Raw genomic sequence first — 13,001 nt, forward strand, 5'->3', positions numbered from 1 at the left:
ATGTGAAGAGGTCTCAGAGGTCGAGGACCAGGCGGTCGCCGCATGAGCGCGACACACAGAGGAACATGCAGTCGTTCGCGGCCCGTTCGTGGTCGGCGAGGATCGAGTCCCGGTGGTCCGGCTGTCCCTCCAGCACCGGTGTCAGACACGTGCCGCAGGTGCCCTGCTCGCAGGAGGACAGCACATCGGCGCCGGCGCGACGCACCGCCTCCAGCACGGACAGGTCCGGGGTGACGGTGACCGTGCGTCCTGTACGGCTCAGTTCGACCTCGAAGGCGGTGTCGCGCAGCGGCGCGGTCCGCGCGGCGGCGGTGAAGCGTTCGGTGCGCAGGGCGTACGGCGGCCAGGCGGCGCAGGCGGCTTCGACGGCGGTGAGCAGCGGGGCGGGGCCGCAGCAGTACGTCTGGGTGTCGGGTCGCGGTGTGCCCAGCCAGGACGCCAGGTCCAGCAGTCCGAGTTCGTCCTGCGGGGCGATGTGCACCTTCTCGCCGTAGGTGGCCGTCAGCTCCTCGCGAAAGGCCATCGACGACCGCGTACGGCCGCCGTACAGCAACTGCCAGTCCGCGCCGATCAGTTCGGCCTGGTGCACCATGGGCAGCAGCGGGGTGATGCCGATGCCGCCCGCGATGAACAGGTACTTCTCCGACGGCACGAGAGGGAAGTGGTTGCGGGGGCCGCCGACCCCGACGCGGTCCCCCGGACGCAACTGGTCGTGCACATAGGCGGATCCTCCCCGTCCCGCGGGCTCCCGCAGCACGGCGATCCGGTAGGTGTGCGCGTCCCATCGGTCGCCGCACAGGGAGTACTGCCGGGTCGTCCCGTCCGCCAGTATCAGGTCGATGTGGGAACCGGGCGTCCAGTCCGGCAGCCGGGCACCGTCCGGGTGGGCGAGGGTGAGGGACACGACGCCCTCGGCGGCCCGCTCCTTGGCGGTGACCGTCAGAGTCGCCGCGTTCGCCGCGCTCCTCGGCGCCGGCAGTTCCACGCTGTTCACGACCACGTCGTCGCTCCCGTCTATGGCTTGCCAGGCAGGATGCGCGGCCGGGGCATACCGCCGCGACGGCGTTCTCATTCAGTGAGAGACGAACTTCCACCGGCACCCAGCGCACGGGACACACCGCGTGCCGCCGTCCGCACCACGGGCACGACGGACGAGGCCCCCGCCTCGTTGGGAACGATCACCGCCAGCGCGGCCACCACCTCACCGCGCGCGTCGCGCACCGGCGCCGCGACGCCCAGGGCGTCCGGGTGCACGTATCCCGGGCAGTACGCGTACCCCTGCCGACGGACCTCGGCCAGCACGGCCCGCAGCCGGGCGGCGGTGGCCGGAGTGTTCGGGGTGTAGCGCTCCAGGGGCTCGTCGAGCACCCGCTCCCGCAGGTCGGCGGGGCCGTGGGCGAGGAGGACCAGGCCGCTGGAGGAGGCGTGCAGGGGAAGGCGCCCCGCGATGCGCGTGTAGTTGATGACCGCGCCCGGTGCCGTCAGCCGCTCCAGGAACAGCACCTCGTCGCCGTCCAGCACGCCGAGCTGCACGTGGTGGCCGACGACGTCGTGGACGCCCTCCATGAACGGCATCGCCGCGTTGCGCAGCGACAGGGAGGGCGAGGCCCGGGTGGCCAGCTCCCACAGGCGCATGCCCACCCGGACCCGGCGGTCGGCGTCCCGGGTCAGGAACCCGTAGGAGACCAGCTCGGCCACCAGCCGCGACCCGGTCGCCACGTGCAGCCCCGTGCGCCGCGAGATCTCCGAGACGGTCAGGGCCGACTCCTCCGGCGTGAACGCCTCGAAGATCCGCACGACCCGCGCCAGAACCGACTCGCCGTTCTGTGTCCTCACCTGGCCATCATCGGATTCCTTTCTGGCAGGTCAAGAGGGGCACCCCGTCCGCTCGGGTGCCCCCGGTCCGGGCGCGATGCCAGACCGCGGCGAACCGGAGCCGCTCGACGACCTTGCCGCCCTCGCGCCGGGTGAAGGTGGCCGACCGCTTGCCCAGCTGGGTGCCGCGTACGACCACGTTCCAGCCGGGACGGATGTCGGCAGCGGCCTGCAGCAGGTTGCTGTCGGGCTGGTGATGCTCACCAGGATCTCGTCCTTGGCGTACGGGTCGGGCTCGTCATCGGCGAGCAGCCGCGTGAACAGGTACTCCTCGACCATCTGCCCTCTGTGGTGGCGGGCGACGGTGCAGACGTTGACCCCTTCGAGGTTGTAGTGGCCGATGGTCGCGGTCCAGTCGCCCTGCACGACGTTGGGGTAGTGCTGCACGATCCGGGCCTCGGGGTATTCGACGAGGATGTCCTTCATCGCGGCGATGTGAGCGTCGACCGTCGGTCGCCTTCCCGTACATCTCCACGTAGACATCGGACGCGTGGTAATACGCCTGCATGTCCCACCTGCGGTTGTTCCACGCCACGAAGTCCGCGATGTGGAAGTGGGCGAAGTCCCGCTCCAGCAGTGCCACGAAGCGGCGGTGCAGCCGCGCGTCACCGTCGTCGTTCATCGCCCCGTGGGCGCGGGCACCGTCGTAGTGGCGCTGGGCCAGCAACAGCAGAGTGAGCAGCAGGTGCCGCTGGACCTCCACGCTCAGCGCGTCCTGCGGGCGCTGTGCCTCGGCTGCCAGGCTGTCGACGAGCCGGTCCATGCGCGCAGCGTCCTCGACCGGCATGCTCACCGGCGCCCCGTAGCGCCCGACGAGCCACACCGGGTTCACCTGCGCCGCGGACCCCTCGTACAGCAGGTCGTCGCCGAAGCTGATGACCGCGCCGTCGATGTCGCTCATGTGCTCGCACCGGTACACCTGGCCACGGCCGACAAGGGTCAGCGTCGGAGAGCCCACCTCCGTGGGCTTCCCGTCGATGACCTGACGACCGGCGCCGGACCGGATCCAGTACAGGGTGTGGAAGTCCTGGCGCTGCTCCAGCCGACAGCCGGTCTCGTCGTCGGGCACCCCTGATCGGATCCTCACCACGTCGAGGGGCCGCCCACCCTCCGGAAGGCCGCGCACCGGCAGGTCACGCGAGTCGCCCACATTCTGGCGCGCGACACGCCTGTCATGTGAGGAGCCACGACTACTCCTGCACAGACACATCGCCCACCGCCGACAGGGCCCGTACGGCCCGGGCCACGTCCGTACGGAGGTCGTCGAGGTCGTGGTCAGGGCCGAGGACCATCCGCCGCAGCTGGGGCATGCCGATGCTCCAGCTCGCCAGGGCGAGCGTGAAGAACACACGCGTGCGAGCGTCACCGCCCGGACCGGTGGACGCTGCGGCGTCGATCTTGTCCTGGTAGTGGCGGGTGCGGGCCTCTTCGGCAGGGACGGGCTCGTCGCCGATCTCGAGGGCCTCCCACATGACCAGGCGCAGGGCCTCGGGGTGGGCGCGGTGGTAGTCGAAGAGGCGCTCGGCATAGCCGGGCAGATCGTCGCTCGGCGGGACGGCCTCGGCCAGGCCGGCCAGGGCGCGTTCGAGAACGACGGCGAAGAGCTTGCTCTTGTCACCGAAGTAGTCATAGATCGCGCGCTTGTTGGCCTTGGCCCGGGCGGCGATACGGTCCACCCGGGCACCGGCGACGCCGTGCGCGGCGAACTCCGCGGTCGCCGCCGCGAGAATGCGTTCTTTGGTCGCCGTGGAGTCGTATGCCATGCATCCGATGGTAACGAACTGGTTCGTTTGACGATTCCAAGGTCCGTATGTCAGCCTCGAAAGCGAACCATCCAGTTCGTTCGGTTGGAGTCGATTGATGTCCCGCAAGCTGCCTCTACTGATGGCGCTGGCCTGTGGTGTCGGTGTCGCGAACGTCTACTTCCCGCAGGCCCTCACTCCGCTCATCGCCGACGGCCTGGGTGTCACCCCGGCCACGGCGGCGATCGTGGCGACGGTGACCCAGCTCGGCTACGCCGCCGGAATCTTTCTGCTGGTGCCACTCGGCGACCGCCTCCCCCGCCGTCCACTGATCGCCGGGCTGCTCGCGGTGACCGGCGTCGCCCTCCTGGCAGCCGGTCTCGCCCCGGCCACCGGCCTGCTGCTCGCGGCCGGTGCCGTGGTGGGTGCGGCGACCGTGGTACCGCAGTTGCTGCTGCCCATGGCGGCGGGTCTGGTCGAGCCCGATCGGCGCGGCAGCGTGATCGGCACTCTGCAGGCGGGCCTGATCGGCGGCATCCTGCTGGCCCGCACCTTCGGCGGCGTGCTGGGTGAGCACCTGGGCTGGCGTGCTCCGTACCTCGTCGCCGCCGCGCTGACCGCGCTGCTCGCCGTCGTCCTCGGCCTCGCCCTGCCCGGCAACACCCCGGCCGTGCACGACCGCTATCCGACCCTGCTCGCCGACACCCTGCGGATGCTGCGCACCGAGAAGGAGCTGCAGCGCTCCGCGCTCTTCCAGGTCACCGTCTTCGGCGGGTTCAGCGCCGCCTGGACCGCACTGGCCCTCCTCGTGACCGGCCCCCGGTACGACATGGGCACCCAGGCCGTGGGATTGCTGGCCCTGATCGGCGCGGGCAGCATGTTCTGCGCGCCCGCGGCCGGACGCTGGGTGGACCGGCTCGGTGCCGACCGGGTGAACCTGTGGTGCATCCTGGCCGCCCTCGCCGCGGCGGCGGTGCTCACCGCGGGCTCGCTGGGCGGAGTGGTGGGGCTCGTGGCACTGGCCGCCGGACTGCTCCTGCTGGACGTGGCGGTGCAGTGCGGCCAGGTCGCCAACCAGGCCCGTATCTTCGCCCTGCGGCCCGAGGCCCGCAGTCGTCTGAACACCGGCTACATGACCTGCGCGTTTCTCGGCGGCAGTGCCGGGTCGTGGCTCGGCGCCCGCGCCTACGTCCAGCTGGGCTGGGGGGCGGTCTGCGCGCTCATCGCTCTGTCCGCACTCCTCGCCCTCGCCGCGTACCTGGTCGGCCGCCGCAGGCGGCACGACGACCGGGACGCCCGGCCCCAGCCGGTCGGTGCGGCGCGGTGAACACCGTCAGCACCGACCCATCCCACGCCGAGGCGTACTTCAACCGCGCCGCCGTCCAGGCCCAGCTCGCCGACCACTGAGTCGGACATCCCAACGCCTCCGTCACGCGCCGAGGTCAGCAACGGCCTCGGCGCCGGCACCGGCACCGGCATCCGGGCATGCGGTCCCGTCGGCTCGGGGAGGGCTCGCAGCGCCCTGGCCGGCGGCCATGCGGCGGTTCGCTTCGCCGAGGCCGTCGGCGAGCGCCCGCACCTGTTCGGGTGTGAGCACATCGATGAGCAGTTCCCTGACCGTCTCCACATGGCCGGGCGCCGCCCGCTCCAGCAGCGCCATGCCCTCGTCGGTGAGTACGGCGAAGACCGCGCGGTCGTCGCTGGGACAGGAGCGCCGGCGCACCAGCCCGGCCTTCTCCATCTGCCCGATCTGATAGGTCAGCCCGCTCTTGGAGTTGACCAGGGCGCCGGCCAGCTCCGCCATCCGTAGCTCCCGGTTCGGGGCCCCGCTGAGCCGGGCGAGGATCTCGTACTGCAGGCCGGACAGGCCGAAATCACGCTTGAGCCGCTGCTCCAGTTGCCGGTACAGCAGCGCGTGCGCGGTGGTGAAGGCCGTCCAGGCGCGCTTCTCCTCGTCGTTCAGCCAACGCGTATGACCCACGTCACACCTCTTCCAGTTGTTCAAATTGGAACTCCACTCTATCGTAGGCGTCACGTTCAAATTTGAACGATGCGAACAGAGACGACCTGACCACCACGGGAGAGGCCATGACCACCACCGCCGCAGCCACCGTCCGCACCCGGGTCCACATCCCGCTGAGCTTCTCCGACGGTTACCAGGTGACCGCCGAGGTGGTCACGTTCCACGGCCTGTCCGACGGCGCCGAGCACGTCGCCCTGATCCTGGGAGACCCGGCCGCCGCTGCCACCCCGCTGGTGCGTCTGCACTCCGAATGCCTCACCGGTGACGTCTTCGGCTCCGCCCGCTGCGACTGCGGCCCCCAGCTGCGCGAGGCCGTCGAGAGCATCGCAACCACCGGAGGCGTCCTGCTCTACCTCCGCCAGGAAGGCCGCGGCATCGGCCTCTACAACAAGCTCGACGCGTACGCCCTGCAGGACGCCGGCCTGGACACCTACGAGGCCAACACCGCCCTCGGCCTGCCGGAAGACGCCCGCGACTACACCGCCGCCGCCCAGATGCTCACCGCCCTCCGCATCACCGAGCTGAACCTGCTCACCAACAACCCCGACAAGGCACGGCAGTTGCGCGACCTCGGCGTCTCGGTCAGCCGGACCGTCCCCACCGGCGTGCACACCACCCCCAGCAACCTGCGCTACCTGCACGCCAAGGTCGAGCACACCCACCACACCATCGCCCTCGCACCGGTGGCGAGCCTGGTCGGCTGACGCCCGCCACGGTCACCCATCAGCCCAGAAAGGCATCGCCTTGAAAGCCGTCGTCGTCACCGATTTCGGAACCGAGCCCGAGTTCGTCGACCTGCCCACCCCCGAGCCCGGCGCCGGTGAAGTCCTGGTGCGCATCCACGCCGCCGGAGTGAACCCCTTCGACTGGAAGGTCACGGACGGCGCCCTCAAGGACTCCGTCACGCACGACTTCCCCCTGGTCATGGGCTCTGACGCAGCGGGCGTCGTCGAGAGGACGGGCCCGGGCGTCACCCGCTTCCGCCCCGGGGACCGCGTCTACGGGCAGTTCATGCGCCTGCCCCAGGGACAGGGCTCCTACGCCGAGTACACCGTCGCCGAGCAGGACGGCAAGATCGCCCACATACCTCAGGCCCTCCCCTTCACACTCGCCGCGGCCCTTCCCACCGCGAGTGTGACCGCCTACCAGGCCGTCCAGGCCACACGTCTCGAGCGAGGTCACACGCTGCTGATCAACGGTGCCAGCGGCGGCGTGGGCCAGTCGGCCATCCAGTTCGCCGCCCGGTTCGGAGCCCGCGTACTGGCCACCGGAACGCCCGAGGTGGCCGACCATCTGGGCGACCTCGGTGCCCACACCGTCATCGACTTCACCCAGGGCCCCACCCACGAGCAGGTGGCCGCCGCCCACCCCGACGGCATCGACGCCGTCCTCGACCTCGTCACCCCGACCGGCGGCGACATCAGCCCCATGGCCGGTCTGCTCCGCCCCGGCGGCACACTGATCAGCACCAACCACGCCACCCACCCCGATGCCCTGGCCGCCCGCGGCATCCGCGGCGTCAACTTCTCCAACAGCCCGACCGTCGAGACGCTGACCACGCTCGCCGAACTCGCCGCCATCGGGGAACTGCGCGTCCGTATCGACGCCGAAGTCCCCCTCGCCGACGCCCCCGCCCTCATCGCCAAGGCACGAGCCGGCCACGCCACCGGAAAGACCGTCATCGTCCCTTGATCGCGCCCGGCCCCACACCTTGCGGAGAAGACATGAACCGAACAGCGCAGGCAGTACGTTTCGACCAGTACGGCGCTCGTGACGTGCTGTACGTCACCGACGTCCCGACCCCCGAGCCGGGGCCCGGAGAAGTCGTCGTCGAGGTGCGTGCCGCCGGCATCAATCCTTTCGACGCGATGATCCGGTCCGGGGTGATTCGCGATCTGTTCCCGGTGGACTTCCCCTCCGGCCAGGGCAGCGACCTCGCCGGGGTCGTCACCGCGGTCGGCGCCGGGGTGGACGGGCTCGCCGTCGGCGACGAGGTGCTGGGCTGGACGCCGAGCGCGGGCACGCAGGCGACGCACGCGGCTGTCCGGGCGGCCCAGTTGGTGGCCAAGCCGCCTCACGTGAGCTGGGAGGCGGCGGGCTCCCTGCACATGGTCGGCGCCACGGCCTACGCGGCCGGCCGCGCCGTCGCTGCCCAGCCAGGGGAGACGGTCGTGGTGTCCGCCGCCGCGGGCGGGGTCGGTTCGTTCCTCGTGCAGCTGCTCACCGGTCGGGGCGTGCGCGTGCTCGGCATCTCCTCGCCGGACAACGCCGAGTGGCTGGAGAAGCACGGCGTGATCCCGGTGCCGTACGGAGACGGCCTTCGCGAGCGGCTCGAACAGGTGGCGGGAGCGAGCGGCATCGACGCGTTCATCGACCTCTACGGACCCGAGTACCTCGACCTCGCCGTCGCCCTCGGCATCAAGCCGGACCGCATCCAGACGACCGTCGCCATGCAACGTGCGGCGGAGATCGGCGCCCGGACGGACGGACGCCACAACGCGACCGCACGCGAGATCCTGGTGGAACTGGCCGACCTGGTCGCCTCGGGGGCCGTCGAGATCCCGATCGCCGCCACCTACCCGCTCGACCGCGTCGCCGACGCCTTCGCGGAGCTGGAGCAGCGGCACACCCACGGCAAGATCGTCCTGGTCCCCTGACCGGGGCCGCGCGCGAACCCGCGAGTGCAGTGACCCCCGTCACGTCCACGCCCCCTTTCCCTTCGTATCTCCCTTCCTGACACCTCTACGGAGAACGCACATGACCGACCGAGCCGACCAGACCATCGGTGCCCTGCGCAGCGGACACGACTATCTGACGGTCGACCTCGGTTTCCTGCCCGTGGCAGTCGATGTCGCCACGGTGGCCGGCGTGCGGCTCACGGAGTTCGCCCACCACACCTGGGACGTGGAGGTCGCCTTCGATCACGAGGCGCCCCTGCTGCCCGCGTGACCGGACTGCTCCTCGACCAGGCCGACCCGTTCCTGGACTTCCTCGGCAAGGCCGACGCCCTGGCCGTCCGCCCGGTCCGCATGGCCGTCCACACCACCGCACCCGAGCGCACCTTCGGACTGGAGGTGGGCAACGCGATCTCGCTCACCGATGAGCCGGACCGGCCCGACGCCGTCCTGACCGCACCCGCCGAGTGGTGGCTGCGCCTCACCACCGGGCGCCACGCGCCCGCGCACACGCCGAGCGCGGTGTCCCTGGCGAGCGCCTCCCTCACCCTCGACGACCTGCGAGGTGCACCGCATGACCCGGCTCGTCGAGGCCCTCCTCATGTCCTCTCTCTTGAAGCCGCACCGTGCCGAAGGCGACACCTCGGCACGGTGCGGCGGTCCGCGCGGTCAGGTCACGCGGCGTTGAAGCGGTACCGGCCCGCCCGGGCCCGGTAGACCTTGTAGGCCGCGCCGCCGGACGTGTCGTCACGGACGAAGGCGACACCCCGAGGGGCGGTGACGGGCTTGTCCCGGGTGGGAACCCAGATCTCGGCCTCGGTGTTGTACGGGATGGTGACCGCCAAGTCGATCCTGCCGTCCGGGCGGCGGTGCCACTCCGAGGACGCCTCGCCCCGCACGGTGTCGATCGAGGCGCTGACGTGGTCGAGGATCGCGGGTGCCAGGTCGGTGTCCTCGGTGTTCTTCGGAACCCGGCTGTTGACCGCGGCCGAGGGGATGTACGGGCGGATCCGCAGTGACTCGTAGGCGGTCGAGGTCGGCCTGATGCCGGCCAGGCTCTGGTAGAACCAGGTGGCCACGTTGGAGCGGTAGTGGTGGTTGACCGAGAGCCGGTCGGTCCACTGTTCCCACAGCGAGGTGGCGCCCTTGGCGATCTGGTGGACGTAGCCGGGCAGGCCGGTCTGGGTGACGGCCTTGAGGGCGATGTCCGTGTAGCCGTACTCGCTGAGGATGTTGAACTCGTAGCGCGAGCCGTACATGTCGTTCTGGAGGTGCTGGTCCGCGGCCACGATCCGGTCGGCGAGCAGCTTCGCGAGGGCCTTCTTGTTCTCCTCGACCGTCTTCGTGCCCGCCAGGTAGCGGGGGTCGCCGGAGCTCAGGTCCGAGCCGGGCACCAGGTCGAAGGCGATGGCCAGGGTGTTCTCGCTGGAGATGCTGCCCTGGGTGAAGTGGCCCTGTGCGGCATCCCAGTAGTTGGCGATGAAGGCCTTGCGGAGCGTCCGTGCCAACTTCGCGTAGTGGGCGGCGCGTTCGGTGCGGCCGAGCCTGCGGCCCACCTCGTCCATGTAGTCGCAGAAGTGGATGTAGAAGGCGAGGCTGATGACGGCGTTGCTGCCGGGGCTCTCCGCGCCGGAATAGGCACCGAGGGAGGCTTCGAACTTGTAGTCGTTCTCTGCGGTGAACAGCGTCTCGTAGTACTTCAGGAGCGTGTCCTGGTGGTCGTACAGCTCCGCGAACAGGCTGCTGTTGCCGTAGTACGTGTACAGCTCCCACGGCATCACGAAGTACGCCGAGTCCCAGGCGGGCACCGCCTTCCACGCGGCGTTCCAGCCGGGCGTGTGGTCGTAGCCGTAGCCGCCCTTGGCGATGGGGACGAACATGGGCAGCTGGCCGGTGGAGATCTGTGTGTCGGGGAAGTGCCGCAGGTAGTTGGTGAAGACGGCGTTGACGTCCCAGGTCAGCGATTCCGACTCGGAGCTGGCCATGGCGTCGCCGGTCCAGCCGTTCTTCTCCCGCGACGGGGTGTCGGTGGGCTTCTGGACGAGGTTGTTCTGCTCGGCCCACTCCAGGTTGCGCTGGAGGCGGTTGAGCAGGGCGTTGTCGGTGGTGAAGGTGCCGGTGCGGGCGAAGCCGGAGCGGGCGACGTCGACGGTCAACACGTCCGCGTCCCGGGTGACGTCGGGGGCTCGCCCGAGGACCGCCTCTAGGTTCATCACTTCCAGGTAGCGGAAGCCGAAGTGGCTGAACTGCTGTTCCCAGGTCTGCGTCGACCGCCTGCCGAGGGCGTAGTAGTGCGTCTGCAGGTTGGCGTCGTGCTGGAAGTTCTCCTCCTCGACGGAGAGCGGGGAGGCGGCCGTGCCGTCGCCGGCGACGATCCGGTTGCCGCCGCGGATCCGCAGGGTGAGGCCCGCCTTGTCGGGGCGTATGCCGGTGAGCCGCAGGCGGACGAAGCCCGTCAGGATCTGGCCGTAGTCCAGGACCCAGGTCCCCGAGCCGGGCGCCGTCTCGGTGATCGAGACAGGGCGCAGCGTCTGGTTGACCAGCACCGGCTCCGCCTCGTGGGCCCGCGGCACGGCAGGCTTGAAGCCGTCGGGAACCGTCGTGGCGGGCAGCGTGCCGTGGTACTTCGGCGAGGGGCCCGCGCAACTGCCCGGCGGGATCAGCACGGTGGCAGGGCGCCAGTCACGGCCGGTCCGGTAGCCGGGTGAGCGCCACTCCCCCAGCTGGTCCGCGCGCCGGGCGTCGTACTTCTCGCCCGAGTAGACCGAGTCGAACGTCGTCGGTCCGTCCGCGCCGAGCCAGTCCTCGTCCGTGACGAGCGTGGTGGCGGAGCCGTCGGTGTAGGTCACGACGAGCTTCGCGCGCAGGCGGGGCTGACCGGTGTAGGGGGCGAGCTGCCAGTACCACTCCTGGGGTGTGGTCACGCCGTACCAGCCGCGTCCGAGTTCGGCGGCGACGACGTTCTCCCGGCCGGCCTCCAGCAGCGCGGTGACGTCGAAGGTGTCGTAGAGGACCGTACGGTCGTAGGTGCTCTGGTCGGTGAGCAGCCGGGGCACGTTGGTCCGGCCACGGTTCGCCGGCTTGCCGTCGACGGTGATCGGGTCGCCGTTGACGGTGAAGGTGACGTTGCCGGCGGCGCTCAGGTGCAATCGGGCCTTGGCGATACGGCGGCCTCGGGGCAGGGTGAACGCGCGACGCAGTACCGGGGCCGGGTTGGCGATCGGCAGCACGCTGTTCTTGGACGGAATGAAGGGGTTCTTCGGCGGGAAGGTCAGGCCTGCGGGGCTGCCGATGCCGTTCTCGAACGGGTTGGCGCCGGTGGTGAGGTCGACGGAGAAGTCGGGGGCGCCGGTGCCGGTCACCTTGACGCTGCGGACGGTGGCGGAGGTGCCGCCGCCGAAGCCGAAGCTGCCGTGGCGGCGGATCTGGTCGCCGGTGAGCGTACGGCTGTCGACCTCGGCACCGTTGACGGAGGTGGTCACGGTGAGCCCGATGACCGCGACCCGCACGGTGTGGTCGCGGGTGGCCCAGGTGTCCTTCGTCAGCCCGGTCGAGGCGGGGAGGGTGACGGTGTCGACCGGGACGCTCCGGGTGCCCGCGGTGGTGGGGTTGGTCTCGCTCTGCGGGTCGTAGTGGTTGACGCCCCAGTCGGGCTCGGAGGTGCCGTCGTCGACCCAGGTGTTGCCGGCGTAGTGGCTGGTCTTCATCACCAGCTGCATGTCGTCGCCGCTCTGCCGGACGGTCCAGTTGAGGCCCTCGCCCCACGTCTTGCCGATGGGTTCGGCGCGCAGCAGCAAGGACAGCCCGCCGGCGGCGTCGGAACCGCCGCGGAAGACGACGGTCGCGGTCAGGTCCTTCCAGTCGTGGTCCTGCGCCTCGCGGCCGCCGATCCACCGCGCGCCCGACCAGTCCTTCTCGGCCTTCAGCAGGCCGGTCTCCCACATCGCCGGCTCGCTCCAGGGACCGGGTGCGCCCTTCTCGTCCCAGGTCCGCACCCGCCAGAAGTACGCCTGCTCCGACCGCAGCGCGCCGCCCCCGTGGGCCACCTCGGTGCTGTTCGAACTCGCCACCCTGCCGCTGCGCCAGACGTCCGCCTTGCCCGGCCCGGTGCCGACCTGGATCTCGTACGCGGTCTGCCTGGCCACCGGAGGCACCCAGCTGAACGCCGGCGCGGTCTCCGTACCCAGGGGTGCGACCCGGGAGTTGACCTGCAGGTCTGCGGGTGCGGAACCGGGCCTGCCCGATGCTGCCGCGCTCGCCGCCACGGCGTTCGGCGCGGCGGCGAGCGGGAGTGAGGCCCCGGCTGCCGCGGCCGTCATGATGCCGAGCATGTGTCGGCGGCTCAACGCACTTCTGTTCTCCTCGGCCACGGCTCAGATTCCTTTCGTAAGCGCACCGCGCTGCAGCAGGGGTGTCCCTCCCCCGTCAGATATTGAAACGTTTCAATACCTTCCAAGTGGAAAGCTTACGAACAACCTCGGCCGAAACACAATGGTCTGAGTCGATGACTCACCCTGCGGTGCCGCCGTCGGCCAGGTCGTCGAAGATCACGACCTCGCGGGTGAGGAGGAAGAAGGACAGCGAGGGTCGGAAGTGCGCACCGTGCCTCTCCGCGTGGCCGGTCAAGGCCTGCTGCCAGGCGCGGAAGCCGGTCAGGGCGTCCGCCTCGTCGAACCACAGGGCGGA

The 13,001-nt window shown here is 70.5% G+C and carries 12 protein-coding genes; 6 read left to right on the top strand and 6 right to left on the bottom strand.

Features of this window, described 5'->3' with window-relative positions; genetic code table 11:
* Positions 1 to 13 precede the first annotated feature (13 nt).
* The 4 genes from ACFYWX_RS26105 to ACFYWX_RS26120 all read right to left on the bottom strand — a co-directional run bounded on the left by ACFYWX_RS26105 (position 14) and on the right by ACFYWX_RS26120 (position 3,638).
* Entirely contained in the window at positions 14 to 1,000 is a 987-nt protein-coding gene (locus ACFYWX_RS26105; RefSeq protein WP_389426511.1) for a PDR/VanB family oxidoreductase, read from the bottom strand.
* 68 nt (positions 1,001 to 1,068) lie between these two features.
* Entirely contained in the window at positions 1,069 to 1,836 is a 768-nt protein-coding gene (locus ACFYWX_RS26110) for an IclR family transcriptional regulator (RefSeq protein WP_389426512.1), read from the bottom strand.
* Positions 1,837 to 2,113: 277 nt separating this feature from the next.
* Positions 2,114 to 2,944 carry a hypothetical protein gene (locus ACFYWX_RS26115; protein ID WP_389426513.1) on the bottom strand — a complete coding sequence of 277 codons (831 nt, stop codon included), beginning with the start codon at positions 2,942 to 2,944 and terminating at the stop codon, positions 2,114 to 2,116.
* Between the two features lie 121 nt (positions 2,945 to 3,065).
* Positions 3,066 to 3,638, bottom strand: coding sequence for a TetR family transcriptional regulator (locus ACFYWX_RS26120; RefSeq protein WP_389426514.1), 573 nt, complete (start codon positions 3,636 to 3,638; stop codon positions 3,066 to 3,068).
* 97 nt (positions 3,639 to 3,735) lie between these two features.
* Between ACFYWX_RS26120 and ACFYWX_RS26125 the strand changes: the two genes are divergently transcribed.
* Entirely contained in the window at positions 3,736 to 4,944 is a 1,209-nt protein-coding gene (locus ACFYWX_RS26125) for an MFS transporter (RefSeq protein WP_389426515.1), read from the top strand.
* Between the two features lie 102 nt (positions 4,945 to 5,046).
* Here the strand turns inward: ACFYWX_RS26125 and ACFYWX_RS26130 are convergent, their stop codons facing one another.
* The gene (locus tag ACFYWX_RS26130; protein ID WP_389426516.1) at positions 5,047 to 5,598 is read right to left on the bottom strand and encodes a MarR family winged helix-turn-helix transcriptional regulator; all 552 of its coding nucleotides are present in this window, start codon (positions 5,596 to 5,598) and stop codon (positions 5,047 to 5,049) included.
* A 107-nt stretch (positions 5,599 to 5,705) separates the two neighbouring features.
* Here ACFYWX_RS26130 and ribA point away from each other — a divergent pair, with 107 nt between their 5' ends.
* The 5 genes from ribA to ACFYWX_RS26155 all read left to right on the top strand — a co-directional run bounded on the left by ribA (position 5,706) and on the right by ACFYWX_RS26155 (position 9,032).
* A complete protein-coding gene (ribA, locus tag ACFYWX_RS26135) occupies positions 5,706 to 6,344 on the top strand; it encodes a GTP cyclohydrolase II (protein ID WP_389426517.1) in 639 nt (212 codons plus the stop codon).
* 40 nt (positions 6,345 to 6,384) lie between these two features.
* A complete protein-coding gene (locus ACFYWX_RS26140; RefSeq protein WP_389426518.1) occupies positions 6,385 to 7,332 on the top strand; it encodes an NADP-dependent oxidoreductase in 948 nt (315 codons plus the stop codon).
* A gap of 32 nt (positions 7,333 to 7,364) precedes the next feature.
* The gene (locus ACFYWX_RS26145) at positions 7,365 to 8,297 is read left to right on the top strand and encodes an NADP-dependent oxidoreductase (protein WP_389426519.1); all 933 of its coding nucleotides are present in this window, start codon (positions 7,365 to 7,367) and stop codon (positions 8,295 to 8,297) included.
* 100 nt (positions 8,298 to 8,397) lie between these two features.
* Entirely contained in the window at positions 8,398 to 8,589 is a 192-nt protein-coding gene (locus tag ACFYWX_RS26150) for a hypothetical protein (protein ID WP_389426520.1), read from the top strand.
* Positions 8,586 to 9,032: a hypothetical protein gene (locus ACFYWX_RS26155; protein WP_389426521.1), complete on the top strand. Its 447-nt coding sequence runs from the start codon at positions 8,586 to 8,588 to the stop codon at positions 9,030 to 9,032. Before ACFYWX_RS26150 ends, ACFYWX_RS26155 begins: the two co-directional genes overlap by 4 nt.
* Here the strand turns inward: ACFYWX_RS26155 and ACFYWX_RS26160 are convergent.
* Positions 8,990 to 12,634, bottom strand: coding sequence for a family 78 glycoside hydrolase catalytic domain (locus tag ACFYWX_RS26160; protein WP_389426522.1), 3,645 nt, complete (start codon positions 12,632 to 12,634; stop codon positions 8,990 to 8,992). The genes ACFYWX_RS26155 and ACFYWX_RS26160 overlap by 43 nt on opposite strands.
* Positions 12,635 to 13,001 lie beyond the last annotated feature (367 nt).

The sequence above is a fragment of the Streptomyces sp. NPDC002888 genome (assembly GCF_042888465.1).
Lineage (GTDB): Bacteria > Actinomycetota > Actinomycetes > Streptomycetales > Streptomycetaceae > Streptomyces.

Bases quoted from the DNA above. Each gene is read 5' to 3' on its own strand.
- ACFYWX_RS26145 (WP_389426519.1), top strand. From the start codon at position 7,365: ATGAACCGAACAGCGCAGGCAGTACGTTTCGACCAGTACGGCGCTCGT.
- ACFYWX_RS26125 (WP_389426515.1), top strand. From the start codon at position 3,736: ATGTCCCGCAAGCTGCCTCTACTGATGGCGCTGGCCTGTGGTGTCGGT.
- ACFYWX_RS26120 (WP_389426514.1), bottom strand. From the start codon at position 3,638: ATGGCATACGACTCCACGGCGACCAAAGAACGCATTCTCGCGGCGGCG.
- ribA (WP_389426517.1), top strand. From the start codon at position 5,706: ATGACCACCACCGCCGCAGCCACCGTCCGCACCCGGGTCCACATCCCG.
- ACFYWX_RS26150 (WP_389426520.1), top strand. From the start codon at position 8,398: ATGACCGACCGAGCCGACCAGACCATCGGTGCCCTGCGCAGCGGACAC.
- ACFYWX_RS26160 (WP_389426522.1), bottom strand. From the start codon at position 12,634: ATGACGGCCGCGGCAGCCGGGGCCTCACTCCCGCTCGCCGCCGCGCCG.